Here is a 26020-nt window from a genome sequence, read left to right as displayed (position 1 = left end):
CTGTGCTTAACGCTGCGGCAGCAAGTCGGAAGGATTCACAATCTTGCCATCCTCATGCACTTCAAAGTGTACGTGGTTGCCAAGCCCCTTCTCCATTTCACTCTGTCCCGCTGCAGCCAGCGTATCACCCTGCTTCACTTGATCGCCCTGTTTGACTTTAACGTCAGCCAGACTCTGGTAAACGGTCTTGAGTTCCCCCGGAGAGGTGATCTCAACCACTTTGCCGAGAACTGCCACATCCTCTACCCGGGTAACTTCACCGCTGAGCGCTGCCTTCACTTCAAATGTCTTGTTGTCCTCACGGGCGATATCAATCCCGGTATTGGCTACAAAGGTATTGTTGTACTGCACCATTGCCGCTACATGATTTTCTTCTGTGCCATTTTCATCATAGTACGGCTTGACGACTTCCACATCGCCAGGGCTTGCAACCGGCCAGGCCAGGCTTTCGGCTGAGGCTACAACTTCCAGGGCTTCAGGGTCACCGGTTACGGCTTCATTGCCGGTTACGGTATCCTGTGAAACTACCGCGGCGGTGTCCGGATTCAGCGGCTTTGTGCCGGCATCCTGATAGACCCACACCAAGGTTAGTATAATTGCCGCCGCTGCCGTGTAAACTGCCGGAAATACCCAGCGTTTCGATAACAGTCTGCTCCATGAAGAAGGCTTTGCGCCTGAATCTCCCTGCTTGTTTTTGAGAGATTCATCATGGTTTGTTTTGTTTTTGTCTTGTTCATTCATAGTTTATCACCTCAGTAACCAGTGTTACCGGGCGCTTCGCTTTTATACGTATCTTGTAAGTTATTTTTTCAGAAGAGTTGAGACTTTCGTAAAAGAGACCCCGCTGTAGTAGTGTTTGAGAATTTGGGTGGCGGTGCTGCCCTGCTTCGCCATCCCGTTCGCCCCCCACTGGCTCATGCCGACCCCATGCCCGTTTCCATAGGTTGTGATCAGAACCTTTCCGCCTTGCCGCTTCCAGGTGAACTGGCTCGAGCGCAGGCCCAGCTTCTCCCTGACCTCGCGCCCTGTGAATACCTTACCGCCGATGGAGATCTCACCGATCCTGTGGCCCGCCGTCAGCGACAGCACCACCGCCGGCAAGCCGGAGGAAGATGAAGCTATCTGTGAAGCCTTGCCCGCAGCAGCCGGAATATCCTGATCATCCAGACCAAGCTTGCTGCGGAGCTCAGTATTAGTGAAGGTATAAGTCACCGCAAGATTCGGTGTGATCTGCTGCTCCCAGGGGCTGGCTACGCTGCGTAAGTAAGGAACCTCTACGGTCCAGTAATCCTCTGAATTCTCAGTATAGCCTCCGCTGGAGGCGAAGAAGGAGGCCGTAATCGGCTGGCCTTTATAGGTCATTACGGTGCCGCGCGTTTCAAGGACCGCGCGGCGGAGCTTCGCCAGGCCGGCGCTCTTGCTGCCGGCCGCCCAGTCCCGTTCCAGGACGGCCTTTGATACGTAAGCCTGATGGCTTACCGTATCGCTCACATCGGCCTCGGGAACGGGCACCCCGCTGTGGTCGCCGGCCAGCAGGCGGCGCACGATGAAGGTGCGGGCGGCCACGGCCTGCGCTTTGAGCGCTTCGAGCTCAAAGTCCGCCGGCATCTCGGCCGCCAGCACGCCGCTGACGTAGTCCTCCAGCGGCAGGGTTTCTATTTGTCCGCTCTGCGACAAATAGACCGTTACGTCCGGCTGCGGCTGCTCCGCAGCAGCCGGGTCCGCCGGTGCCGGCGCAGCCGTGGCCTGCGGCTCCGGCACGGGCACTGGCTGCTGTCCCCCGCGCAGCGGGACAACAGCCAGCGGCAGGAGCAGCGCCGCCAGCAGAGGCGCTGCGAGCCAGGCGGCGGGGGCGAGCCGCCTGAGCCGGGGCGCCCCGCGCCGCGCACGGCCGTAGCGGCGCGGGCGCCGAAGGACACGCCGCAGCAGTTTCAACTCTTTCATCTCTATGGCTCCTTCCATAAGCACCGTTGATTCTTATAGATATGAATTTCCGGCACCTGCTAGAACGAGAAAAATGAGAGAGTTACCCACAAACCAACCCCACAAAGTGAAGTCTTAGCTTCGATGATAACTCAGATACTTTGCGGGGGGCCCTGAGAATCAAAACTTCTTGTCACGCCAAAAGAACCCTGGCTGCATAGAAGCAGCCAGAGTTCTTCAGATTAAAATTTGCTATTATACCCAAGACGGCTGAACCTGAAATCTGGGCTTAACCTCTTCGCTCTTGAAGGATTCGCTTCTGGCCGCTTCCGGCTTGAGGATCTCTTCCTTCGCAGCAGCAACAGCCGGAGCCGCCGATTCTTCCATGGAAATACGCCATATGTCCGCACCAAGTCCCGACAGCTTCTCGGCCAGATGCACATATCCGCGGTCAATATGATGCGTTCCGCTAACTTCCGTCGTTCCTTCAGCCACAAGCCCTGCCAAAATAAGCGCAGCACCTGCACGCAAATCCGTGGCGCATACCTTCGCACCGACAAGGCGGGCATTACCGGTTACAATCGCAGAACGGCCTTCAATCTTGATCTCCGCATTCATATTGTGGAATTCATCCACATGCATGAAGCGGTTCTCGAAGACGGTCTCGGTTACTACACTGGTACCCTCCGAGCGAAGCAGCAGCGCCATCATCTGGGACTGCATATCGGTAGGGAAGCCCGGATAAGGCAAGGTCTTCAGATCCACTGCCTTCAGCGGCTTGTCACTGATTACACGGACGCCGTTCTCATCCGGAATAATGGTAACACCCATTTCCTCCATCTTGGCAATCACCGGTCCGAGGTGGTCGGCAATAGCACCATCAACATATACATCTCCGCCTGTAATCGCAGCGGCTGCCATATAGGTTCCGGCTTCAATCCGGTCAGGAATAACATGATGTCTTACGCCGTGCATACGTTCCACGCCTTCAATCCGAATGACTCCGGTTCCCGCACCGCGCACAACGCCGCCCATGCCGTTAATGTAATTGGCAAGGTCCACAATTTCCGGTTCCTTGGCCGCATTCTCAATGACTGTGACACCTTCAGCAAGGGCCGCAGCCATCATTATATTTTCGGTTGCACCTACGCTGGCCACATCCAGATATACCTTGGCTCCGCGCAGTCTTCCGTTGCTTTTCGCTTCAATATAGCCCTGGCCCAGACTGATCTCGGCCCCAAGCGCTTCAAAACCCTTCAAATGCTGGTCAATCGGCCGCGTACCGATGGCACAACCGCCAGGCAAAGAAATACGTGTATGCCCCATACGCGATAACAGCGGACCCATAACCAGGAATGACGCACGCATTTTGCGGACCCATTCATAAGGCGCTTCACAGGAAGTGATGCTCCGCGCATCCACCTCAATAACATCGTTCTGGTATGTAACACCTGCCCCCAGAGATTCCAGTACCTTGCTAATTGTCATTACATCATCTAGCGGAGGTGCGTCGACAATGACGCTGACTCCTTCTTCTGCCAATAGAGAGGCGGCTATGATCGGTAGTACGGAATTTTTTGCGCCGCTAACTTTCACGCTCCCGGTCAATCTGTTGCCACCGCGGACGATAAATTTGCTCATTACGGTTTCCCTCCGCGTCCATTATTTCTGAATTTAGTATTTGAAGCCTAGAATTCGTCAGTTAAAATATTGAATATTCCGCCAGTGTGCCTAATGTGCAGACACATTCCTTAAACTTCAGTGTTGACATAATAAAATCTTATTATTCGACACTTTTTTCGCTGCAATTTTAACCTATGACAGATATAACCAAACCACCCGCCATTAAAACATTCTTGCGATGAGTCCGCTCCAGCCCAGATAATCCAGCAGGAAGCCGGCTACAAAATGGCCAAGAACAATAGCCAGCAGAAGATGCAGCAATCTGCCCTGAGGGCTCTTGGGATATCTTATGAGCAAATCAAGCTTAAGGTTCTGAAGTGCCCACCAGGATAATGCAACACAGATTAAAGATATTACCATGGAGATCATACTGCTGCTGCCGATAGCACCGGGCAAATCAGCGGATAAGCGTGTGTTCATGTTAGCCCCCCGTGTAAGGTTACTCGGAAATCGACTCTTATATCATACTTGTGCAGGGGAAAAGAATCCAGTACTTTTACAAATTTTTAAACATTTATCCCCTTTAGCTGTCAAGTGTTTACGATATGTTCATACTCTGCCAAACCACCCCACAAAGTGAGGTTTTGCAAGGGCGCCTACTCAGGTACTTTGCGGGGGGCCCAATTAACTTTTAAAAACTTAAAAAAGCAGCCAAGCCCAGGGCTTGACCGCTCACGCACTACTGTTGTCCTTTACCTGTCGATACTTTAATCCGCGTTACAGCGCGCTGCAAGGCCAGCTCCGCACGGCGGTGATCGATTTCATCCTGCTTGCTCTGCAGCTTCAGACGGCGTTCAGCACGCTCCTTAGCCGCTTCAGCACGCTCAACATCAATATCTACTGGCAGCTCTGCACTTTCTGCGAGCACCGTTACCTTATCTTTGTGCACCTCAACGAAACCGCCATGGACGGCGATTGTAGTAGCTACGCCATCCAGTTTGAAGGTAAGCGGAGCAACCTGAAGTGGAGTCACCAGCGGAATATGTCCCGGCAAAATGCCCAGTTCACCATTCACTCCGCGTACAGTCAGGCTATTCACTTGCTTGGAGTAGACCAGATGCTCCGGAGTGACAATTTCGAGCAAAAAGGTATTCACTTCCATTCCTCCTCAAAGCTTTACAGAATAAAGCTCGCTACCCGAACATTTTCATGTCCAGGGTTACAACGTTTTCGCTTTTTCCACTGCTTCTTCAATCGTACCCACGAACAGGAACGCTACCTCCGGAAGATCGTCATGCTTGCCTTCCAGGATTTCCTTGAAGCTGCGCACGGTTTCTTTGATCGGCACGTATTTGCCTTTGAAGCCAGTGAACTGTTCGGCTACGTGGAAAGGCTGGGACAGGAAGCGCTCAACCTTACGGGCACGGGCTACAATCACTTTATCTTCTTCACTCAGCTCATCCATACCCAGAATCGCAATGATATCCTGAAGCTCAGTATAACGCTGCAGCAGTTGCTTAACGCCCTGTGCCACGTTATAATGCTCTTCACCCACGATTTCTGGAGCAAGGATACGGGAGCTTGAAGCCAGCGGATCCACCGCAGGGAAGATCCCTTTTTCGGAGATTTTACGCTCAAGGTTAGTCGTTGCATCCAAGTGGGCAAATGCTGTAGCCGGCGCAGGGTCGGTATAGTCATCCGCAGGCACGTAGATCGCCTGGATGGAAGTAACAGAACCTTTCTTCGTGGACGTAATACGCTCCTGCAGCTGACCCATTTCTGTAGCCAGAGTAGGCTGGTAACCTACCGCGGAAGGCATACGGCCGAGCAGGGCCGATACTTCGGAACCCGCCTGGGTGAAGCGGAATATGTTATCGATAAAGAGCAGCGTATCGCGGCCTTCTACATCACGGAAGTACTCCGCCATAGTCAGACCGGTCAAGGCTACACGCAGACGTGCGCCCGGCGGCTCGTTCATTTGTCCGAATACCATCGCCGTTTTCTTGATAACGCCGGAATCGGTCATTTCATGATACAGGTCGTTACCTTCACGGGTACGCTCACCAACACCGGCGAATACGGAGATACCACCGTGTTCCTGCGCGATGTTGTTGATCAATTCCTGGATGGTTACTGTTTTACCTACACCGGCACCGCCGAACAGGCCGATCTTACCGCCCTTAGCGTAAGGGGCAAGCAGGTCAATAACCTTGATTCCGGTTTCCAGGATTTCCGCTTGGGTCGACAATTCGTCGAAGGTCGGTGCCAGGCGGTGAATCGGATTTCTGGCAGCTACAACTTCAGCACCGTTATCAATCGGATTACCAAGCACGTTGAATACACGGCCGAGTGTCGCTTCGCCGACAGGAACCGAAATGGGTCCTCCCTGGTCGATCGCATCAATACCGCGAACCAGTCCATCCGTGGAAGACATGGCAATACAACGCACCAGATTGTCACCAAGATGATTGGAAACTTCAAGAGTCAGATCAATACTGCGTCCGTCTTCCAGACTCGCAGTGATTTTGATAGCGTTGAATATCTCGGGCAGCTGGCCGCGTTCAAATTCAATATCGACAACCGGACCCATAATGCTCACAACGCGTCCTTTGTTCATCTTCATTTCCCTCCTCGAAAGCTGTTACATATGTAGAAACGTTCCGTACCTTTACAGGCATCAGCCGTTTCTGCGGATAAATATAAATCAGGATCAGGCCCGCAGGCCCGGCTCCCGGCTTATATTAAGACTGCGCGTTCGCACCAGCCACGATCTCGGTAATTTCTTGCGTAATGGCCGCCTGACGGGCACGGTTGTACGTAAGTCTAAGTTCTCCGATCATTTTTGACGCGTTCTTCGTTGCACTGCCCATAGCTGTCATCTTAGCTCCCAGCTCACTGGCTTTACCGTTCAGAAGAGCACCGTAAATTAAAGTTTCGGCGTACTTAGGAAGCAGAACCTCCAGCACACCTTCCGGCGACGGTTCATATTCATAGGCTGCTGTTGCACCATGATGCTTGCCTGCTCCTACATCCTCCATAGGCAGAAGTCTGTCTACAGTCGGAACCTGGCTGATCGCATTAACAAACTGGTTGTAGCAGATGTACAGCTCATCGTAGACGCCTGTTTCGAACTGGCTTACCGCGGAATAAGCAAGCGACTTGATGTCAGCAAACTTCGGGGTATCCGACAGCTCGGTAATTTCCTCTACAATGGGGTACTCACGGCGGCGCAGGAAGTCACGGCCTTTGCGGCCGATCACAAACAGCGCATATTCATCCTTGGACTTATGCCGTTCTGCGAGAAGCATTGTAACTTTACGCAGAATGTTGGCATTGTAGCCCCCGGCAAGACCTCTGTCCGAGGTGATGATCAGATAACCTGTTTTTTTGACAGGCCGGCTGACCAGCATCGGATGCTGGACATCCTGCGTACCGGCGGCAATACTCGAGACCACCTCTTTAAGCTTCTCCGCGTAAGGACGGGCAGCTTCCGCTTTCTCCTGTGCCTTGCGCAGCTTGGAGGCGGCAACCATCTCCATCGCTTTGGTGATCTGCCGTGTGTTCTGGACACTCTTAATTTGACGTTTAATATCGCGCATGCTTCTTGCCATGATTTCACCACCTTAGAGCTTTGGCGTAGCCAAAGCTAACTTCGTAAGCATTAGCTGAGCTTTGACCCAAGTCAAAGCTAACATCGTAAGCATAAACTGAGTGAATCTATATATTAGCTTGTAGCAAAGCCTCTTTTGAATTTCGCGATCGCATCTTTAAGCGCAGCTTCGTTGTCTGCCGTCAAATCCTTGGTATCGGTAATGGACTTCAGGATTTCTACAGCACTGCTGTCGATGAACGCCAGGAATTCCTTCTCGAAACGTTTTACGTCTTTGACAGGAATATCATCCAGATGTCCCTTAACAGCTGTGTACAAACTAAGCACCTGATGTTCAACTGTAAGCGGCTGGTTTACGCCCTGCTTCAGAATCTCCATCATACGCGCACCGCGGTTCAGACGGGCCTGCGTAGATTTATCCAGATCGGAACCGAACTGGGAGAACGCCTGCAGCTCGCGGTATTGGGCAAGATCCAGACGCAGAGAGCCTGCAACCTTCTTCATCGCCTTAATCTGCGCGGAGCCCCCTACACGGGATACAGAGATACCAACGTTAATCGCCGGACGCTGTCCGGAGTTGAACAGGTCGGATTCAAGGAAGATTTGACCGTCCGTAATCGAGATTACGTTCGTAGGAATGTAAGCCGATACGTCCGAAGCCTGTGTTTCGATGAACGGGAGAGCGGTTAATGAACCACCACCAAGCGCATCGCTGAGCTTAGCCGCACGTTCCAGCAGGCGGGAATGCAGATAGAATACATCACCCGGGAACGCTTCGCGGCCCGGAGGACGGCGGAGCAGCAGGGACAATTCGCGGTAAGCCGAAGCCTGCTTCGAAAGGTCATCATAGATTACAAGCACGTGCTCGCCCTTGTACATGAAGTATTCGCCCATTGCGCAGCCTGCGTATGGAGCAATGTAGAGCAGCGGAGAAGGCTCGGAAGCCGATGCGGTCACCACGATAGTGTACTCCAGAGCGCCATGGCGGCGGAGAGTTTCTACTACCTGTGCTACAGTAGATTGTTTTTGTCCGATAGCAACATAGATACATTTCATCCCGTTGCCCTTTTGGTTGATGATCGCATCGATTGCGATGGCTGTCTTACCAGTCTGACGGTCACCAATGATCAGCTCGCGTTGTCCGCGGCCGATAGGGACCATTGCATCAATTGCCTTAAGGCCCGTCTGCATCGGTTCATGAACCGATTTACGGTCGATAACCCCTGGCGCATTGTGCTCTACAGGACGGAATTCAGTTGTAGCAATCGGCCCTTTGCCGTCAAGCGGCTGGCCCAGTGCATTAACTACGCGGCCCAGCATGGCTTCGCCTACCGGAACCTGCATGATTTGTCCTGTACGTTTCACTTGATCGCCTTCACGGATGGCTGTGTATTCACCCAGGATAACAACACCGACGTTGCTTTCTTCCAGGTTCAGCGCCATGCCCACTACACCGTTGGAGAACTCCAGCAGTTCCCCTGCCATTGCGTTTTCCAGACCGTAGACACGGGCGATACCGTCGCCGACTTGAATGACGGTGCCGATTTCGGCCACTTCGATATCGGTTTTATATTGCTCAATTTGACTTTTGATCAAAGTGCTGATCTCTTCAGGTCTGATGCCCAATATCCTCACCCCTATCTTCTTTGCTTATCATTAAAGGATTTCTCTAGACGCGTAAGCTTGCCGGACAAACTGCCGTCATACAGCTTATCGCCGATAACAACCTTAAGTCCGCCGAGCAGGCTTGTATCCACCACATTGGTTACACGAATCTTGCGCCCGGTAAGCTGGCTGAACTCTGCTGCCACCTGATCCTGTTCCGCCTGGCTCAGGGAGTACGCAGAGTAGACAGTAGCATCACCAATGCCAAGGGCATCGCCTTCGATCTTGATGTATGCAGCCAGCAGCTCTTCAAAAATATCAGTTCTGCGCCGCTCTACCAGAAGTTCCACCGTATTCATTACCGCTTCAGAGACTTTACCCTTCAGTGCTGTACGCAGCACATTCAGCTTGTCGGTCTGGGAAATACGAGGTGCAAGAATAAACTGTTTCACCTCTGCATCGAAATGCAGCACATCAACGACTGTCTTAAGCTGAGCTTCCACCTCAAGCGTAATGCCTTCATCCACCGCTGCACCGTACAAGGCTTTGGCATAGCGCCCGGCAACTACCGTATCGCGGCTCATGAGCGGCCTCCTACCTCTTTGAGGTATTGATCAACGAGCTGCTCCTGTTCACCGTCAGCTTTCACTTCTTTTTCAAGCAGCTTTGAGGCAATACGGACCGACGCTGTTCCCAGCTCGCTGCGCAAAGCTTCCACTGCCTTGTTCTTCTCGTTCTCAATATCCCGTACAGCCTCATCTTTAAGACGGCTTGCTTCGGCATGAGCCTGCTCAAGAATCTTGTCCAGCTGATTGCTGCCTGTAGTCTGGGACTGCTGGATGATAGCCTGAGCCTCCTGGCGTGCCTGCTGAAGTGCCTGCTTCTGTTCTTCTACATAAGCGACCGCCTGTTCTCTGGTCTTAGCTGCTTCATCCATCTGCTGCAGCACCATCTCGCGGCGTTTGTCCATAACTCCGAACAGCTTGCTGAAAGCAAATTTGCTGAGCAGGAAATACAGGATCCCGAAGGCGATAATGGAAAACAATATATTTGTCCAAACTATAGTCACTGAGGTCACTCCTTTCCGTTACCGCGGCATGCGGACATATACAAAAGTAAGGCGCGGATGGCACTTGCCCTCCCCGCCAAACCGTAAGAACGGTTTATTAAGAAAACATGATCAGGAATGCAATAACTGTAGCGGCCAACGGAATAACTTCGACGATACCTACACCGATAAACATTGTTGTCTGCAGGGCGTTGCGTGCTTCCGGCTGACGGGCAATAGATTCAACTGTTCTGCTGACGATCATACCGTTACCAAGACCTGCACCGAGTGCGCCCAAACCAACCGCGATTGCTGCTGCCAAAAATTCCATTTGTAAATATCCTCCTTTAATTTCGGTTCATTTTGTAGTTTCTTAATGATATAAAAATCTCCCGCGAAGAGTGTTCCGGCATTGCCGCTTGTCCTCACGGCAGTTCATTAATGCGCGTCTTCCTCATGAATCGTCATCTGCGCGATGTATACCATCGTCAGAATCGTAAAGATAAAGGCCTGAAGTGCTCCGACAAAGATACTGAAGCCCTGCCATACGGCCAGGAACGGAATACTGAATAATCCGAGCTTCAAAATAACGGTAATCAGAACTTCACCGGCAAAGATGTTGGCGAATAGACGGATGGCCAGCGCCACCGGCTTTGCCAGGTTCTCAATGATGTTCAGCGGCAAGAAGATCGGGAACGGCTCAATATAGTGTTTGAAGTAATGTTTGCCATTGAGCTTAATGCCCAGATAGTTCATTAGTACAAACACAACAAGCGCCAGCCCGGCAGTGACATTAATATCCGCAGTCGGCGACTTGTACCAGAGAATCTCCACATGTTCACCATGCGCCAGGTTTCTGGTTGCTTCAATCACATGTCCGAAAATCTTAACCGGCCCTTCTGCTTCTGTGACAAAGGAAAACGGCAGACCAAGGAGATTGGAGACGAAGATAAACAGTATCAGCGTCAATCCCAGTGATATGTAAGGCTTTCCTTTCTTCAAATCCATGGCGCTGCTGATAACTCCCTGTACGAATTCAACCACCCACTCCATAAAGTTCTGGAGCTTCGACGGATTCTCGACAGACAGGTTGCGGACAGACAGCATCACCAGAACGAACACAATCACTGAACTGATTACAAGCATCAGGACAGCGGACAGGTCAATTGGTATTCCGCCGACATAGATTAAAGGCATTTCATGCATAATATCATCCCCCTTTCTCTTTAGTATGGCTACAGCTTATTCTTGATTCCTAAATATATCCCCACGGGAATAGATAGAAGCTGGGGGATGAACAGGCCGGCAATCGTTGCCTCCAATGAGAAATGCTCAATTTTGACAGAAAACATAGTGGCCAGAATCGCAAAGCATATTCTGGTAGTAAAACCAAGGCTGAAAGACTTGCCATCCTGATTTGCAACCGAATGTGTTACATTCCTTACCTTGACAGCAAGATAACGGTAGTTCACCAGTCCGGCCAGCAGGCCCAGCGACATTCCCAGAGTTACAGCACGGGTTTCATGATGAAGAGCCCATCCCATTAGCAAGCCTGACATAATAATGACTGTCAGCCGCGTAACGGTATTGATCATGGGAGTCATATTATCCATTTTGCTCCCCCAGAAATTTTTTGATTAGCAAGGCAACATTGACAATCCCCAGAATCATTCCGGATATTGTACCGATGGCCAGCCAAAACTTAGGTCCGTCCAGCTGGTTCTGCAGCCACCTTGCCACAAAAAAACCTATAATAATGTAAGCGGCAAGCAAGCTGCCTGCACTGCCGAGGACCAAAGCGATCCGGCCCAGTCCGGCCCCGTTCTTTTGTTCCTGCATAGGCTACAATCCCAACTAATTTTACTGAATATCCAGACTCTTTGTCAATTCACCGAAAATTGCTCAAAAGACCTTGAAAACATGAAAATAATCACAGCAAAAAATATCAAAACCATATAAACCGTACAGTTTCACTGTATGCTGCTTTTATTTACTTTAGTATATTAGTTGTCGAGCCTTCATTCATTAATTGTGAACGTTTTGTGAAACTCTTCCGGACGTTCATTAACAACACCGAAATGGTGCAAAATCGCATTGACAATTCTTTCGGAGGCTTTGCCGTCTCCATACGGGTTGGCGGCCCGGCTCATGGACTGATACAGATTCTGATCGGTCAAAAGAGCATGTGTCCGTTGATACACCTTCTCCTCGTCCGTCCCCACAAGCTCCAGTGTTCCGGCCTCGATCCCTTCCGGGCGCTCGGTTGTATCACGCAGCACAAGCACAGGAACTCCAAAGGAGGGAGCTTCCTCCTGCAGGCCGCCGGAATCGGTCAATATCAGGTGGGTATGCGGATAAAAATTATGCAGGTCAACGACATCCAACGGATCAATCAGCTTAATTCTAGGGTGTCCGCCAAGGATCTCATGGGCCGGTTCCTTCACTGCAGGACTCGGATGTACAGGATACACAATGGCTACATCTTCAAATTCATCAGCGATTCTTTTGACAGCACGGAAAATATGACGGTGCGGTTCGCCTTGGGACTCTCTGCGGTGCGCCGTCATTAAAATAAGTCTTTTTCCTGAAGCAAAATCCAGTACGGGATGCCGATAGTCCGGCTGTACGGTATATTGAAACACATCGGTTACGGTGTTGCCTGTGATATAAATACTTGATTCTTTTTTGTTCTCGTGTCTCAGATTGCCCGCTGACCAATCGGTCGGGGCAAAATGCAAATCAGCAAGAACGCCGGTCAGCTGGCGGTTCATTTCTTCCGGATAAGGCGACAGCTTGTTCCATGTCCGGAGACCTGCTTCCACATGCCCAACCTGAATCTGCTGCAGGAAGGATGCATAGCTGGCCAGGAAAGTGGTCAGTGTATCCCCGTGCACAAGCACCAGATCCGGCTTAACCTCACAGAGCACCGGCTCCAGGCCCTCAAGCACCCGGATGGTGATCTCGTTGAGTGTCTGGCGGTCCTTCATGACATCGAGATCATAGTCCGGTGTAATCTTAAACACCTCCAGGACCTGATCCAATAGCTCCCGGTGCTGTGCAGTTACACAGACAATGGACTCAATATGCTCGGAATGCCTGTTCAGTTCCAGAACCAGAGGCGCCATCTTAATCGCCTCGGGGCGCACTCCGAAAATCGTCATTACTTTAATTTTGGACATAACCCCTACCCTCTCTTCTGAAGACCCAGAATATTGTGTTTGTTCTATAGTAATATTACTTAGTTCCGTATAGTCTGTCTCCGGCATCCCCAAGGCCCGGGACAATATAACCATGATCATTCAAATGATCGTCCAGTGCAGCCACATAAATATCCACATCAGGGTGAGCAGCCTGTACGGCAGCAACGCCTTCCGGAGCGGCAATCAGGTTCATCATCTTAATCTGGGTACAGCCGCGGTTCTTAAGTGAAGTAATTGCGGCAATTGCCGAACCGCCTGTAGCCAGCATCGGATCAATGACAATCAGCTCACGTTCCTGTACATCTGTAGGAAGCTTGATATAGTATTCAACCGGCTGCAGTGTATCCGGATCACGGAACAGTCCGACATGCCCCACCTTAGCCGCAGGCAGCAGCTTCAGAACGCCCTCCAGCATCCCAAGTCCGGCGCGCAGAATCGGAATCAGTCCCAGCATTCTTCCCGAGATCACTTTACTCTGTGTCTCTGCCACCGGCGTCTGTACAGTAATCGTCTCCAGCGGAATATCACGCGTAATCTCATAAGCCATAAGTGTGGCTACTTCATCAACATGCTCTCTGAATTCTTTCGTGTTCGTCCGCACATCGCGAATAAATGTCAATTTGTGCTGAATCAATGGATGATCGCAAATCACCAATTTTCCCATTCTTGTCCCTCCGGTAATTGTAAGTCTTATTTATAGCCCGAGTAAGCGCTTCGCTCCTTCAGTGGCTAAATCTTGTCTATTATATCATCACCAAGACCGCTTTTCACCTAAAGACATATAAAACTGCCCGGCAAATCATCTTCCCCCAAAAAAGCGGCCTGCCGGAAACTTCAGGAAAAACAGCCAAACCTCTGGATATAAAGCAAAACATAGTTTGTACCATTTCCCGCTTTTAATACTATTCACATTTCTTTCACTACTTTTTTTGAAAATTCCATGAACTTTCATGATATTTTCATGATGATTCATGCCATTTATTGACTGATAATTGTGAACATTATGCAACGGGGATACAAAATAAATCCACAAAGCAGAGCTTCCGCTTAGGGGAAAACTCACATCCTTTGCGGAGATCCCAGAACATATAAACTCTTAAAAAACAAAAAAAGCCTCTGCAAAGGCCGGTTAACCCGGACCTGCAAAGGCCGAACAAAGGCTGGAATATTAGTACTGCAGTCCCGGATAGATCGGATACTGTTCTGTAAGCTCCGCTACCTCACGGGCAGCCTGAGCCAGGTTGGCTTCATCCTGCGGATTCTTCAGCACGTTCGCGATAATCCGGCCGATAGAAACCATAGCCTGCTCATCCATTCCCCGCGAAGTCACCGCAGGTGTGCCGATCCGGATTCCGCTGGTTACAAACGGGCTGGTCGGATCAAACGGAATCGCATTCTTGTTGACTGTAATGCCGATGGAATCCAGCACCTTCTCGGCATCCTTGCCGGTTATGCTCAAATTACGGGTATCCAGCAGCATCAGATGGTTATCAGTACCGCCTGAGACGATATTAACCCCTTCGCCAATCAGCGTATCCGCCAGCACCTTGGCATTCTTGACCACATTCTCGGCATAGGTCTTGAACGAAGGCTGCAGCGCCTCACCGAACGAAACGGCCTTGGAAGCAATCACATGCATCAGAGGCCCGCCCTGGGAACCCGGGAATACCGCCTTATCAATGGCAGCCGCCCAAGGCTGTCTGCACAGGATCATCCCGCCGCGCGGTCCGCGCAAGGTTTTGTGCGTAGTTGTAGTTACGAAATGGGCATGCGGCACCGGACTCGGATGAAGTCCTGCAGCAACCAGCCCGGCAATGTGGGCCATATCTACCATGAACAAGGCACCAACATCATTGGCAATAGAACCGAGTGCGGCAAAGTCGATCGTCCGCGGATAAGCGCTTGCTCCGGCAACAATCATCTTAGGGCGGTGTTTGAAGGCCGCCTTGCGTACTTCATCATAATCGATCAGGAAGGTATCTTCCTGTACACCATAAGCAACAAAGTTATACAGAATGCCGGAGGCATTCACTGGGCTGCCGTGGGTCAAGTGGCCGCCATGCGCCAGGTTCATACCCAGAACTGTGTCGCCCGGTTTAAGCGCGGCAAGATATACGGCCATATTGGCCTGTGCGCCGGAATGCGGCTGCACATTGGCATGCTCGGCACCAAACAGCTGCTTGGCGCGGTCACGGGCCAGGTTCTCAACAATATCCACATCTTCACAACCGCCATAATAACGTTTGCCGGGATACCCTTCGGCATATTTATTCGTCAGTACAGAGCCCATGGCTTCCATTACGGCTTCACTTACAATATTCTCTGAAGCAATGAGTTCAATGTTCGCACGCTGACGGCTTAGTTCAAGTCCCATCGCTTCCAGTACTGCCGGGTCACTCTTACGCAATTGTTCCATGTTTCTTATTTCCTCCCTGTAACTCTAGTTTTATGTGGTGTTCAGACAAACCTTGGTTTAGACACTCCGGAAATTGCAGAAAAGCTGTTGTTTCAGTCGCAGTTCACCGAACCGCTTGTCTCCGGCGTACGGTATACCGCCCGTTCTCCGCCGATTAACGGCGGTCTGCTCCACGCTGCGTTCACCCGGGCTGCCCCGATATAACGCAGGCTTGGACGAAACGGAACGGCTACCCGGCGGAGATGCATGCCAATCAGCGTCTCGCCGATATCAATCCCGGCGTGGGCCTCTATCGACTCGGCCAGCACCGGGTCAGTCATGGAGCGGTAAGCTGCTGCAGCCATGGAGCCGCCGGCTCCGGGAACCGGCACAGCCGCCACTTCCCTCAGACCAAGCGATTCTAATAAGGAACGCTCCATCACCAGCGAACGGTTCAGATGCTCACAGCATTGATACACCGGATGAAAACCGTATCCGGCAGCAATCGCTGTTATACCCTCCAGCAACTGCTGCGCCACCTCCAGCGCGCCGCCCGTACCAATCCGCACACCGGCAACTTCACTGGTACTGGCCCCGACGACCAGGATTTTACCCGGGCCGAGCCTGCCCGCTTCTGCCAGTTCGCGCGTTACCGCAGCAGCGGCAGCGGATATAGAAAGCTCCCCGCCGGCCGTTTGCTGTACATGTGCGGATGGCACTCCGGCAGCAGCTTCCTCCTGCGCTTCCTGTTTCAGAAATTCCTCCACCCTACCGCCCCCTCAGCGTTGATTATACCCAGATAGAACATTTTAAACAAAAAAGAGCAGTCCGCAAGTACGCTTGCGGATGTGCTCTTTTGCCCAGGCGACCGGCCGTTTATTCCAGTGCTCCATCGTGGTTTGATCCACACTTGTCGCCAGTTACACCGGAACCGGATAATATTTATTTCATCTTAAGGGATAGGCGGCGAAAAATCAACCACTTAGGGCAGGCGCAGGGATTCCAGTTTATCCAGCAGACTGTATAGCGCTGTCCGGATCTCAGCTGCCGTCAGCTCGTAATCCTCGCGGGAGCCGCCAAACGGATCGCTGATGTCAAAGCTCGGAATCCGCTGGCGGATCTCAATAATCCGCTGCAGATCCGCAGCACTCGGCTCCCCGCCGAGGGCAATGCTCAGCTCCGCATCGGCATACAGGCTGTCCAGCTCACGGATATCCGCATCTACCGATTCCTGTGTCTGTACATATTCTTTGAGTGTATAGGTCTTGTTCACCGCACCAGGGAAATATTGCAGCAAATGCCGCTTATGTCCTCCGGTCAGGGTCAGCACCAGATCAGCCCAGGATACCGCCTCTCCAGTCAGCTGTGAGGATACAAGGCGGTCATCAATACCTTCATCCTGCAGAATTCCTGCAGCATGCCTGGATATGGAAGTACCAGAAATCGCCGAAACCCCGGCAGACCGCACCTCCACATCCATTCCCCGCTCCTTCGCCAGCTTCCGCATCAGTGCTTCAGCCATAGGACTGCGGCAGGTGTTCCCTGTGCAGACGAATAAAATATGCAGCATACTTTCCACCTCCGGTAAAAATAATTTATGTTGTACAGGCATTGCAGCTATGAAAGAACATTATCAATCCGGCAGCAGATTCATTTGTATTGCCGTTATTGTATCAAAAGATGAACAGCAAGCCAAACGCTAAAAGTATCGCTCCGCCAAGCGCCTCCCCGTAATCCCCGAGTCCGCGGCTCACTCTTCTGCCCAGCAGCAGTCCGGTTATGGACATTACGCCCCCGCAGGCACCGAAGGCAAGCACCGTAAGAATGATACTATTCACGAACATTCCCAGAGAGACTCCCACAGAAAAAGAATCCACACTCACACTGAGTGAAATCAGCAGCATGCCCCAGAAGGTCCGGTGATCCATCCCCCGGCCCCCGCCCTCATCCTTGCGGAAGGAATTCACAATCATATGTCCGCCGAGCAAAACAAGCAGGCCGCCTGCAGCATAAGTAGTCACCTGGCCAAGCAGATGTCCGACATAACTCCCCGTAAACAACCCCAGGAGCGGCATCAGTACATGAAAGAAAGCAATGAGCAGACTTAGCTGCAGCACATGCAAAAGACGGATCCCCTTCATCCCGATTCCTACACCGAGTGAGAATGCATCCATCCCCAGTGCAACTGCCATAATGGCAATCGTTACAAGCTGGCCCCAGCCTTCATATACTCCGCCTATGCCCATGTATATACCCCCAAAGTCCGTAAGTTCTTGTACAACAACGATATGCGGACAAGAAGGTAATCATGACTGTAAGGTGGATGGAAGGCACAGGGGCTACTCTGATTATCGGCCTGGTTGTGCTGAGTATGGAGCTACACTAAGAATCTGGTGCAGCGGGAAATCCCCCGCCTGGACTTAACTGTATTTAGTACAACTATAACCGGCAACTGCCGTAAAATGAGCGCTATAGTTGTATTCTGTACACTTAGATAAGCCAATTTTCCTGTCGGGGACACTTTTTGCTGTTTTTAGTTGTAAAGAATGCAGTTAAGGGAACAAACCGGGAGATTCGACGTTATTTAATTGTACGGAATGCAGTTATCTTCTGCATATGAGAAGTGTCCTGTAGGCAGCGGGAATCCGCTTATATCAACAGAACTCAATCCGTACGGATTAAGGTTCTGTCATGCAGCAGCGCAGAAACCCATCAGCTGAAGGGACATTACAGCTTACCCCGCGTCGATCACTGCTTCACCGGCGGCTTTCATCAGCCGGTTCATGATGGCCGCGCCGAGGCCCGTGACCGGGCAGGCCTCGGCCAGAATGTAGGTCGCTCCCGCTTCATCGAAGCGCCGCAGCGCGGCATACAGGGAGCGGGCACTTTCCTCCGGCGAGCTGAGCGGGCCGAGAGTCACCACGCAGGCAGCCGGGCTGGCGGGATACAGGGCTCTATGCTCCTCGAAGAGGAGCAGCCCTGTGATCCCGCCGGCCTGCTGCGCCGCCTGCAGCAGATCTGCGGCGGTATCCGCCACGCGCTGCGGGGAGGAGCCGCGGACTACACTGAGCGCGCCGCGCGGGGCGTAGTGCGTGTACTTCATGCCCGGCGCGCGCGGCGCCGGGCTGCTGTCGCCGCCGGCCGCAGGCACGGACGCGCCGCCGGAGAGTCCGGCGGCCGTGTCCGCAGGACTCTCCGGCTCCGCGCCGGCCGCGGCAGTGCCGGTCACCGCCGCGAGCTGCTCGGCGGTGATGCCGCCGGGACGGAGCACAGCTACCGTCCCGTCCGGCTGCACCTGCACCACGGTCGACTCGAGGCCGACTCCCGAGGCGCCGCCGTCCAGCACCCCGCCGATATACCCGGCGAGGTCCTCCATCACATGGGCAGCCAGCGTAGGGCTCGGCCGCCCGGAGCGGTTGGCGCTGGGCGCGGCAACCGGACAACCGGCGGCGCGCAGCAGCGCCAGCGCCACCGGGTGGTCCGGCATCCGCACGCCAACCGTATCAAGCCCCGCCGTAACGAGCGGCGAGAGCACGCCGGGACGGACAGGCAGCACCAGCGTCAGCGGTCCGGGCCAGAAGGCATCGATCAGCAGCGCCGCTACCGGATGCACCTCCGTAGCCAGAAGCTCCAGGTCACTGCGCCGGGCGATGTGTACAATCAGCGGATTGTCCGAAGGACGGCCCTTGGCGGCGAATACCGCCTCTACGGCGGAGGTATTCCGCGCATCCGCACCCAGGCCGTACACCGTTTCCGTTGGAAAAGCCACCGTACTTCCGCTTTGCAGCAAGGCTGCCGCCTCAGCAATCGCTTCCCGGTCACTTCCGCTCAGCAAGGCCGCTGTAGCTTCCTCACTCTTAGCCGCTTCTTCCACTTCACCGGCAGCCAGACACCAGTACAGTGTCGAATCTATATGTCCGCTCCGGCGCTGGGCCGCAAACGGAGAATCCTTAAATTCTGTCATCTCATCACAAGCTTTCCTCTATGATCATTTGCAGCAGAAGCAGAAATGACCAAAAACGGCTCCAGCTAGCGGAGCCGCAATCAATCTGCTCTAGGTTCAGCCTTCATCGTACCATATCCGGCATGAAAACTGTAGATTTCAAAATCTGCCGCAGCGGCCAGCTCAGGCAAACAGCCCGCAAATCCAGCTCCACAGCTTCTGCAGCAGCTCCCATACAAAGAACTTTACCTTCGGCGTTTCCCCGCCTGCATCCGTACCGGCATTCCCGTTTGTGCCAGCTGAGGCACTAAGAGCTGCAGCAGATGACGCCGCCCCTCCCTTTACCGGCGCCACCTTGGCTCCATTTCCGCCAGCCTTGGCAGAAGCAGCAGAAGCTTCTTTCTTCTCGGCAGGCGCGGCAGCTGCATCACCCGGGCCGGCATCTATGAAGCACAGCGGCGGAAACAGCACACACCACCAGTTCTGTCCCTTACCGGCACCAAGCGTAATACGCAAGGCTTCATACTCCCCGGCAGGATATACGCGGCCGCCGTACATTTTAGTCGGAAAAGGTACTGTCCCCAGTTCCACATTATAGCTGTAATCAATTCCCCGCTGCTTCAGCTCTGCGGATACAAGCGCGTTCAGCTCCGGCAAATGACCGCGGATTAGCGTACGCGCCTGGTCCAGACTCTGGGGGTCCTCCAGTCCGGCCACCCAACGGTTAATCTGCTCCACTACACTGTCGCGGATCTGGCGCTTCACCAGTTGGTCGCCTGCACCGTCCGAATTCGCCAGGATACGCAGCCGGATCGATTCCTGCGGTATAGATACCTCTGCTACAGCGGCATCGCTTTTTTGCCCTTCCCAGGCCATCATTACAATCATAAAAAAACAAATTAATATGGCAGTATACTTAAATGTAGTCCGTAAGGAATCACCTTTACCCGAAAATCCTGTCTCCATCTTCCGCAGCCCCTCTCCCTCTGAAACTCTTATGCTCCCAGTATGTCCAGGAATGAGAGACTGCAAACCTAGTAATCTATGATTTTTCAAGCAGAGGCGCATAGGTGCACTTATAGTTTAAATAATGCGGCTTCACCCTTATTTCCGCCGGACGGCAGCGGCAGACCATCGTCCACATCCTGTCCGTACAGCCTTACACTCATGGCAATACCCATACAGGCCATATTGATCAACAGGGATGTCCCCCCGTAGCTGATGAACGGCAGCGTAATTCCCGTCAGCGGCATCAGACCGATCATTGCCCCGATATTCTCCAGGATCTGATAGAGCAGCATCGCGACAATTCCCACAATCAGAAAGGGGCCGCCGCGGTCCCTGCAATCGAGGGCAATGAGGATTAACCTGTGGATCAGAATGAAAAAGAGCATGAGTACCGCAGCCGAACCCAGAAAGCCGAACTCTTCGCCGATCTGCACAAAGATTGATTCAGAGTACAGATAGGGCACCCGGTCGCTCTGCACTGTACCTCCCTGCAGATATCCCTCCCCGCCCAGGCCGCCCGAGGCAATCGCCGTCTTGGCATTTCTGGTCTGATAGCTGGCATCACTGCTTGCCAGGTCCGGCACCAGCCAAGGATCAAAGCGCCTGACGAAGTGATCCCTGCCCAGCGTCTGCTCTATAAAATCTACCGTCTGCTCATGATAGTTGATATAGCACAGAATGAAGCCCAGCACAGCGCCCCCCGCTACAATCAGCCCAATCAGGGCGTGGGAGAACCTGACATTTCCAATCCACAAAAGCCCAACCAGGATCACGATATAGCTGAGTGCATTGCCCAGATCGTTCTGGATAATGACCAGTGCAAAGGGCATTAAGGCGATCAGGCCGAGCGGCAGCACATCACGCCAGAAACGCAGCGGATTTCTATTTTTGCGTACGAGTACTGTGGTCAGAAAAATAATCAGAATCAGCTTAAACAGCTCTGCCGGCTGAATGCTCAGGTCTCCAATCCCTATCCATCCCTGCGCGCCGTTCTTCACCTTACCGATCAGGCTGACCAGCAGCAGAATACCGATACCGAGGATATAAATATAAAGCCCGTACCGGACAATCAGGCGGTAATCAAACAGGGCCAGCAGCATAAACGCAATAAAGCCCAGTCCGTAATATATGATCATCTTTATATGTGTACCGTCCAACTCGCCTCTTCCGTGGGTCACGCTGTATATCGATAAAATACTGACACCCATCAGCATGAACAGAATCAGCACAATGGAACCGTCGATCCGTCTAATCCTCTGCAACATGATATATGCTCCTTAATCCGCCGGATTAGATGCCCGCCCGTTTAGTAGTGACAATCCCGGGCCGGAATCCACTAATTTCCATTGTAAGGCAAAATAGAGCTTAATACCAATTCAGCCTGTGTGCCGTTTTTTCCCCTAAAAAAAACAAAGCTCCTCATAAGTGAGGAGCTTCAATATGCAGGAGCTGAGCATTCTAATGTATTATATGCAACAGATCACGATTACAACGAGCTGTTAACTTTGTTTGGCCGGAGTAACGTAACCAGCAGGACTCGGCAGATCTTCCTCTACCTCCTGGCCATGCAGCCGCACGCTCATAACCAGGCCGATGCTCGCCATATTGATCAGGAGCGAGGTTCCGCCGAAGCTGATGAACGGCAGGGTGATTCCGGTCAGCGGCATCAGGCCGATGAAGGCTCCGATATTCTCAAATATCTGATACAGCATCATCGCGACCACCCCGACTATGAGGAACGGCCCGCCCCTGTCCTTCGATTCCAGCGCTATCAGTATCATCCGGTGTATCAGAATAAAGTACAGCAGCAGCACCAGCGCCGACCCGACAAAGCCGAATTCCTCGGCAATTTGTACAAAGATAGAGTCAGAGTAGGTATACGGCACACGGTCGCTCTGCACCGAGCTGCCTTCCATGTACCCTTCGCCGCTCATCCCGCCGGAAGCGATGGCCATTTTGGCATTTTTGGTATGATAGCTGGCCTTAGCCGTAGCCGCTTCAGGAACCAGCCACGGATCAAACCGTTCAACCCAGTGCGAGCGGTTGATATCTGTCAGGAACGTCTTGATTTCATCATGATAATGGATGTAGCTCATAATCGCCCCGGCCGCACTGCCCCCTATAATCAGCAGCCCGATCAGCGCATGGGTAAACTTGATATTGCCGATCCAGAGCAGGCCAACCAGAATCACGATATAGGAGAGCGCATTCCCGAGGTCATTCTGGCTGATTACAATCAGAAACGGCAGCAGGCTCATCAGTCCCAGAGGCACAACATCCCTCCAGAAGAGCAGCCTGTTCTTATTCTTACGGACAAGTACAGCAGCCAGGAAAAGAATCAGAATAATCTTGAACATCTCTGCTGGCTGCAGACTGAAGCCCCCGAATTTAAGCCAGCCCTGCGCACCATTCTGTTCCGTACCGATAAAGCTGACCAGCACCAGAATACTGATACCCGTTATATACACATACAGCGCATACTTAACGAGCAGGCGGTAATCGAGGAAGGTCAGCCCGAAAAAGGCAATGAAGCCCAGGATATAAAATTTGATCATTTTGATATGCGATCCGTCCAGCTTGTCACGCCCGTGGGTAACACTGTATATGGAGAAAATGCTGACCACCATCAGCAGTGCAAGAATGACCACAATAATACCGTCTATCTTCTTAATCTTCTGAAGCATACTCTGTCTCCTTACTCCGTACTGGTTCTTCTTCACAGCACTCCGTTACCGCATGCGCGCAGAAGTCCCGTTATTGCTATTGTAAAGGAAGGGGCAGCATAAATACAATTTCATCATTCGCCATGTCCGCGAGGCTGCACTTCATTCCGTCCCCGCAAGCGGATTCGGGCAATATGTGCAGAAATAAATGTCCAATTTCCCTGCCAAGTGAGCTGGGATGTGGCGCCAACGCGGGACATAGAGGGAAACATCCCGCTATGTAAGCGAAATGTGGTGTTGGAGCGGAGCATAGAGGACAAAATGCCGCTAATGTCATTTAACCGGGCCCACTGCGGCTCGCTAAACGGACACCACAGCCCTTATCTGCTCATAATCAGCCTATTTGGCGGGGTAACGGACACCACGGCCCTTATTTGTTACCTTTCATGCGTTATCTCCACTTTTCCGGCAAAATAACGGCGCTGGTGTCCGCAAGGACCGGCACTAAGCGTTATTCGCAGGCATAACGCCTCTCCTGTCCGTAACGCTAAGCAATTAACCTGAAAAGGCTTGTTTAACCGTCTGAAATCTTGCCAGAGCGTCTACCTTCTTGCCACAGGTCCATTAATCCGTCTGTTATCGAAACAGCGCGCAGAAGCCCGCTGTGAAATGTCAAAAATCCAGCTGAACTTGGAACAACCGCAGCGCGCCAGCTGCTAACTTTAAAGTCCATCCGCCGCAGTGCTGAGCCTGCCCGGATGCGTAACAGGGCACTAGCGCGCGATTCCCAGCACATGCCGGGGAATCCCGGCGAGATCCTCAATGGTGATGATCTCGCCCCAGTGGCCGGCGGCCTGCAGCAGGCCGGCCACCTGCCCGGCCTGTCCCTGGCCGAGCTCGAAGCCGATGAGGCGCGGCGGCGCCGGGAGCAGCGTCAGCTGCTCCATCATGCGGCGGTAGGGATCAAGCCCGTCCCCGCCGCCGTCCAGTGCCGTGCGCGGCTCATGGTCGCGCACCTCGCGCTGCAGCCCGGCGATGTCCCCGCCGGGGATATACGGCGGGTTGGAGACGAGTATATCCGTCTCCATCCCCGCGAACGGCTCCAGCAGGTCGCCGAGCCGCAGGTCCACAGCCGCGCCGAGCCGCTGCGCATTGCGCCCGGCCACGGCCAGCGCGCCGGGCGAGATGTCGCCGGCGCAGACCCGCCACGCCGGCGCTTCGGCCGCCAGCGTGACGGAGATCGCTCCGCTGCCGGCGCCGATGTCGACGGCGGTCAGCGGACGCACGGCGCGCGCGTTGCCTGCTCCGGCACTACTTCCCGCTGCTGTATCTGCAGCGATACTGCCCGCTTGCGCGGCTCCGCCCCGCGCATATTCCGCCGCATCACGGCCCGCGACAGTTCCACCCGTCAGCCCGCCTGCTTCCGGGGCAGCTCCATCGCTATCGCCAGGCCCGGCCGCGCCGCGCACCGCCGCCGTTCCGTCCGGCCACAGCTCCGCGCCGTAGCGCAGAATCGCCTCAACTAGCAGCTCCGTCTCGGGGCGGGGAATCAGCACCTCCGGCGTCACTTCAAACGGGCGGCCGTAGAATTCCTGCTCGCCTATAATATACTGCGCAGGCTCACCGGCGGCGCGGCGGGTGACCAGCGCCTCCCACTCCGCTCTGCGTGCCTGCGGAAAAGGATCAGCCAGCGCCATATAATAAGCCGCCCCTGACAAGCCCAGCAGATGCTCCAGCAGCAGCTGGCTGCTGCGCTGCGGTTCACTCACCCCGGCTCCGGCCAAAAAAGAAGAAGCCTCCGCAAAGGCTTCCCGGATGCTTTGCAGGTGAGGCATGACATAAGAGTCCTGTGTCAAAGCATTATTCTCCTTTTTCCATCAATTCCGCTTGTTCCGCAATCGACAGTGCCGAGATAATCTCGGTGATATCCCCGTTCATAACCTGATCCAGACGGTGCAGGGTAAGGCCGATCCGGTGATCGGTTACACGGCTCTGCGGGAAGTTGTAGGTACGGATACGCTCACTGCGGTCCCCGGTTCCCACCTTGCTCTTCCGTTCCCCGGAATACTTGGCTTCCTCTTCCTGGCGTTTCAGATCCGAGATCCGGGCGCGCAGTACCTGCAGCGCCTTCTCTTTATTGGAGTTCTGGGACTTGCCGTCCTGACAGGTAGCCACAATCCCGGTAGGCACGTGGGTTACACGTACGGCAGACTTGGTCGTATTAACCGACTGGCCGCCGGCGCCGCTGGAGCAGAATGTATCGACACGGATGTCTTTATCGTGAATTTCGATTTCGAATTCTTCCGCTTCCGGCATAACCGCAACGGTAGAGGTTGAAGTATGAATACGTCCGCCGGATTCGGTTGTAGGGATACGCTGCACACGGTGCGCGCCGCTTTCGAACTTCATTTTGCTGTAAGCGCCGCGGCCGTTGATCAGGAAAATCACTTCCTTGAATCCGCCCAGATCGTTCGTGTTGACATCCATCAGCTCTACGCGCCAGCCTTGGGTGTCGGCATAACGGGTATACATCCGGTACAGGTCGGAGGCGAATAACGCCGCTTCATCCCCGCCGGCTGCGCCGCGGATTTCCACGATTACATTCTTATCATCATTAGGGTCCTTAGGGAGCAGGAGCAGACGGATCTTCTCCTCCAACACAGTCTGGCGTGAGGACAGGTCCTCGATCTCCATCTTGACCATTTCCTTCATTTCATCATCAAGCTTCTCAGCCTGCATCATCTTGGCGGCTTCAAGCTCTTCCATAACATTTTTATATTCGCTATACGCCTCAAAGGCGGGCTGCAAGTCAGATTGTTCTTTGGAATAGTCCCTCAGTTTCTTACTGTCGTTTGCAACATCCGGGTCACAAAGCAGTTCACTGAGTTTCTCATAGCGGTCCGCCAATGATTGCAATCGGTCCAACAAGGGAATTCACCTCTCCTGATTCAATTTCTTCAGTTATAATACTTCAAATTGTTGATACAACAGAAATAGATATA

26 protein-coding genes and 1 riboswitch are annotated in these 26020 nt (G+C 53.1%); all 26 genes read right to left on the bottom strand.

The genetic code is table 11. From position 1 onward, the window contains the following. Nucleotides 1–6: 6 nt before the first annotated feature. Entirely contained in the window at nt 7–741 is a 735-nt protein-coding gene (locus LOS79_RS27200; protein WP_315413789.1) for a peptidoglycan DD-metalloendopeptidase family protein, read from the bottom strand. 60 nt (nt 742–801) lie between these two features. Further along, nucleotides 802–1944 carry a stage II sporulation protein D gene (gene spoIID / locus LOS79_RS27195; RefSeq protein ID WP_315413788.1) on the bottom strand — a complete coding sequence of 381 codons (1143 nt, stop codon included), beginning with the start codon at nt 1942–1944 and terminating at the stop codon, nt 802–804. 234 nt (nt 1945–2178) lie between these two features. Continuing rightward, the gene (gene murA, locus LOS79_RS27190) at nt 2179–3564 is read right to left on the bottom strand and encodes a UDP-N-acetylglucosamine 1-carboxyvinyltransferase (protein ID WP_315413787.1); all 1386 of its coding nucleotides are present in this window, start codon (nt 3562–3564) and stop codon (nt 2179–2181) included. 204 nt (nt 3565–3768) lie between these two features. Continuing rightward, a complete protein-coding gene (locus tag LOS79_RS27185) occupies nt 3769–4026 on the bottom strand; it encodes a DUF1146 family protein (protein WP_315413786.1) in 258 nt (85 codons plus the stop codon). A gap of 259 nt (nt 4027–4285) precedes the next feature. Then, nucleotides 4286–4702 (bottom strand): F0F1 ATP synthase subunit epsilon, encoded by a 417-nt coding sequence (locus LOS79_RS27180; RefSeq protein WP_315413784.1) that lies wholly within the window; start codon nt 4700–4702, stop codon nt 4286–4288. A 63-nt stretch (nt 4703–4765) separates the two neighbouring features. Continuing rightward, entirely contained in the window at nt 4766–6163 is a 1398-nt protein-coding gene (gene atpD, locus LOS79_RS27175; RefSeq protein ID WP_315413783.1) for a F0F1 ATP synthase subunit beta, read from the bottom strand. A gap of 124 nt (nt 6164–6287) precedes the next feature. Continuing rightward, nucleotides 6288–7157: an ATP synthase F1 subunit gamma gene (gene atpG / locus LOS79_RS27170; protein WP_315413781.1), complete on the bottom strand. Its 870-nt coding sequence runs from the start codon at nt 7155–7157 to the stop codon at nt 6288–6290. Nucleotides 7158–7270: 113 nt separating this feature from the next. Further along, entirely contained in the window at nt 7271–8782 is a 1512-nt protein-coding gene (gene atpA / locus LOS79_RS27165) for a F0F1 ATP synthase subunit alpha (protein WP_315413779.1), read from the bottom strand. Nucleotides 8783–8793: 11 nt separating this feature from the next. After that, a complete protein-coding gene (locus tag LOS79_RS27160; RefSeq protein ID WP_315413777.1) occupies nt 8794–9345 on the bottom strand; it encodes a F0F1 ATP synthase subunit delta in 552 nt (183 codons plus the stop codon). Continuing rightward, a complete protein-coding gene (gene atpF / locus LOS79_RS27155) occupies nt 9342–9830 on the bottom strand; it encodes a F0F1 ATP synthase subunit B (protein ID WP_315413776.1) in 489 nt (162 codons plus the stop codon). Before atpF ends, LOS79_RS27160 begins: the two co-directional genes overlap by 4 nt. Before the next feature lie 97 nt (nt 9831–9927). Further along, nucleotides 9928–10140 (bottom strand): F0F1 ATP synthase subunit C, encoded by a 213-nt coding sequence (atpE, locus tag LOS79_RS27150; protein ID WP_039877624.1) that lies wholly within the window; start codon nt 10138–10140, stop codon nt 9928–9930. A 107-nt stretch (nt 10141–10247) separates the two neighbouring features. Then, complete coding sequence (gene atpB / locus LOS79_RS27145) at nt 10248–11015, bottom strand: F0F1 ATP synthase subunit A (protein WP_315413772.1); 768 nt, start codon at nt 11013–11015, stop codon at nt 10248–10250. A gap of 29 nt (nt 11016–11044) precedes the next feature. Further along, on the bottom strand, nt 11045–11422 hold the full coding sequence (locus LOS79_RS27140; RefSeq protein ID WP_315413771.1) for an ATP synthase subunit I: 378 nt from the start codon (nt 11420–11422) through the stop codon (nt 11045–11047). Then, on the bottom strand, nt 11415–11648 hold the full coding sequence (locus LOS79_RS27135) for an AtpZ/AtpI family protein (protein WP_315413769.1): 234 nt from the start codon (nt 11646–11648) through the stop codon (nt 11415–11417). Before LOS79_RS27135 ends, LOS79_RS27140 begins: the two co-directional genes overlap by 8 nt. A gap of 179 nt (nt 11649–11827) precedes the next feature. Then, the gene (gene wecB, locus LOS79_RS27130) at nt 11828–12988 is read right to left on the bottom strand and encodes a non-hydrolyzing UDP-N-acetylglucosamine 2-epimerase (protein ID WP_315413767.1); all 1161 of its coding nucleotides are present in this window, start codon (nt 12986–12988) and stop codon (nt 11828–11830) included. Nucleotides 12989–13043: 55 nt separating this feature from the next. Continuing rightward, nucleotides 13044–13673 (bottom strand): uracil phosphoribosyltransferase, encoded by a 630-nt coding sequence (upp, locus tag LOS79_RS27125; protein WP_036699222.1) that lies wholly within the window; start codon nt 13671–13673, stop codon nt 13044–13046. Between the two features lie 504 nt (nt 13674–14177). Then, on the bottom strand, nt 14178–15425 hold the full coding sequence (gene glyA / locus LOS79_RS27120) for a serine hydroxymethyltransferase (protein WP_315413764.1): 1248 nt from the start codon (nt 15423–15425) through the stop codon (nt 14178–14180). A 92-nt stretch (nt 15426–15517) separates the two neighbouring features. Then, the gene (locus tag LOS79_RS27115) at nt 15518–16078 is read right to left on the bottom strand and encodes a TIGR01440 family protein (protein WP_397386814.1); all 561 of its coding nucleotides are present in this window, start codon (nt 16076–16078) and stop codon (nt 15518–15520) included. A 177-nt stretch (nt 16079–16255) separates the two neighbouring features. Then, a riboswitch (ZMP/ZTP riboswitch) is annotated at nt 16256–16338 on the bottom strand. Nucleotides 16339–16386: 48 nt separating this feature from the next. Further along, nucleotides 16387–16974, bottom strand: a complete 588-nt coding sequence (locus LOS79_RS27110) for a low molecular weight protein arginine phosphatase (RefSeq protein ID WP_315413762.1) — start codon at nt 16972–16974, stop codon at nt 16387–16389. Nucleotides 16975–17077: 103 nt separating this feature from the next. Continuing rightward, a complete protein-coding gene (locus tag LOS79_RS27105; RefSeq protein WP_315413760.1) occupies nt 17078–17650 on the bottom strand; it encodes a manganese efflux pump MntP in 573 nt (190 codons plus the stop codon). A 488-nt stretch (nt 17651–18138) separates the two neighbouring features. Further along, a complete protein-coding gene (locus LOS79_RS27100; protein WP_315413759.1) occupies nt 18139–19368 on the bottom strand; it encodes an L-threonylcarbamoyladenylate synthase in 1230 nt (409 codons plus the stop codon). Nucleotides 19369–19530: 162 nt separating this feature from the next. After that, nucleotides 19531–20235: a stage II sporulation protein R gene (spoIIR, locus tag LOS79_RS27095; RefSeq protein ID WP_397386700.1), complete on the bottom strand. Its 705-nt coding sequence runs from the start codon at nt 20233–20235 to the stop codon at nt 19531–19533. A 188-nt stretch (nt 20236–20423) separates the two neighbouring features. Beyond that, a complete protein-coding gene (locus LOS79_RS27090) occupies nt 20424–21620 on the bottom strand; it encodes an FtsW/RodA/SpoVE family cell cycle protein (RefSeq protein WP_315413756.1) in 1197 nt (398 codons plus the stop codon). 234 nt (nt 21621–21854) lie between these two features. Next, on the bottom strand, nt 21855–23039 hold the full coding sequence (locus tag LOS79_RS27085) for an FtsW/RodA/SpoVE family cell cycle protein (protein ID WP_315413755.1): 1185 nt from the start codon (nt 23037–23039) through the stop codon (nt 21855–21857). 752 nt (nt 23040–23791) lie between these two features. After that, complete coding sequence (locus tag LOS79_RS27080; protein WP_397386699.1) at nt 23792–24874, bottom strand: N5-glutamine methyltransferase family protein; 1083 nt, start codon at nt 24872–24874, stop codon at nt 23792–23794. A 4-nt stretch (nt 24875–24878) separates the two neighbouring features. Continuing rightward, entirely contained in the window at nt 24879–25946 is a 1068-nt protein-coding gene (gene prfA / locus LOS79_RS27075; protein WP_315413754.1) for a peptide chain release factor 1, read from the bottom strand. Between the last annotated feature and the right edge of the window lie 74 nt (nt 25947–26020).

This window comes from Paenibacillus sp. MMS20-IR301 (genome assembly GCF_032302195.1).
In the GTDB taxonomy this organism is placed as follows: domain Bacteria; phylum Bacillota; class Bacilli; order Paenibacillales; family Paenibacillaceae; genus Paenibacillus_AQ.
Note: the sequence above shows the minus strand (reverse complement) of the source record. Positions and strands in the feature narration are given on the sequence as shown.

Bases quoted from the DNA above. Each gene is read 5' to 3' on its own strand.
- glyA (WP_315413764.1), bottom strand. From the start codon at position 15,425: ATGGAACAATTGCGTAAGAGTGACCCGGCAGTACTGGAAGCGATGGGA.
- LOS79_RS27085 (WP_315413755.1), bottom strand. From the start codon at position 23,039: ATGCTTCAGAAGATTAAGAAGATAGACGGTATTATTGTGGTCATTCTT.
- atpD (WP_315413783.1), bottom strand. From the start codon at position 6,163: ATGAACAAAGGACGCGTTGTGAGCATTATGGGTCCGGTTGTCGATATT.
- atpB (WP_315413772.1), bottom strand. From the start codon at position 11,015: ATGCATGAAATGCCTTTAATCTATGTCGGCGGAATACCAATTGACCTG.
- wecB (WP_315413767.1), bottom strand. From the start codon at position 12,988: ATGTCCAAAATTAAAGTAATGACGATTTTCGGAGTGCGCCCCGAGGCG.
- LOS79_RS27110 (WP_315413762.1), bottom strand. From the start codon at position 16,974: ATGCTGCATATTTTATTCGTCTGCACAGGGAACACCTGCCGCAGTCCT.
- LOS79_RS27135 (WP_315413769.1), bottom strand. From the start codon at position 11,648: ATGCAGGAACAAAAGAACGGGGCCGGACTGGGCCGGATCGCTTTGGTC.
- murA (WP_315413787.1), bottom strand. From the start codon at position 3,564: ATGAGCAAATTTATCGTCCGCGGTGGCAACAGATTGACCGGGAGCGTG.
- LOS79_RS27185 (WP_315413786.1), bottom strand. From the start codon at position 4,026: ATGAACACACGCTTATCCGCTGATTTGCCCGGTGCTATCGGCAGCAGC.
- LOS79_RS27140 (WP_315413771.1), bottom strand. From the start codon at position 11,422: ATGGATAATATGACTCCCATGATCAATACCGTTACGCGGCTGACAGTC.
- LOS79_RS27105 (WP_315413760.1), bottom strand. From the start codon at position 17,650: ATGGGCATAGGCGGAGTATATGAAGGCTGGGGCCAGCTTGTAACGATT.
- LOS79_RS27090 (WP_315413756.1), bottom strand. From the start codon at position 21,620: ATGTTGCAGAGGATTAGACGGATCGACGGTTCCATTGTGCTGATTCTG.
- atpG (WP_315413781.1), bottom strand. From the start codon at position 7,157: ATGGCAAGAAGCATGCGCGATATTAAACGTCAAATTAAGAGTGTCCAG.
- LOS79_RS27160 (WP_315413777.1), bottom strand. From the start codon at position 9,345: ATGAGCCGCGATACGGTAGTTGCCGGGCGCTATGCCAAAGCCTTGTAC.
- atpE (WP_039877624.1), bottom strand. From the start codon at position 10,140: ATGGAATTTTTGGCAGCAGCAATCGCGGTTGGTTTGGGCGCACTCGGT.
- LOS79_RS27200 (WP_315413789.1), bottom strand. From the start codon at position 741: ATGAATGAACAAGACAAAAACAAAACAAACCATGATGAATCTCTCAAA.
- spoIID (WP_315413788.1), bottom strand. From the start codon at position 1,944: ATGAAAGAGTTGAAACTGCTGCGGCGTGTCCTTCGGCGCCCGCGCCGC.
- upp (WP_036699222.1), bottom strand. From the start codon at position 13,673: ATGGGAAAATTGGTGATTTGCGATCATCCATTGATTCAGCACAAATTG.
- LOS79_RS27100 (WP_315413759.1), bottom strand. From the start codon at position 19,368: ATGACAGAATTTAAGGATTCTCCGTTTGCGGCCCAGCGCCGGAGCGGA.
- spoIIR (WP_397386700.1), bottom strand. From the start codon at position 20,235: ATGATTGTAATGATGGCCTGGGAAGGGCAAAAAAGCGATGCCGCTGTA.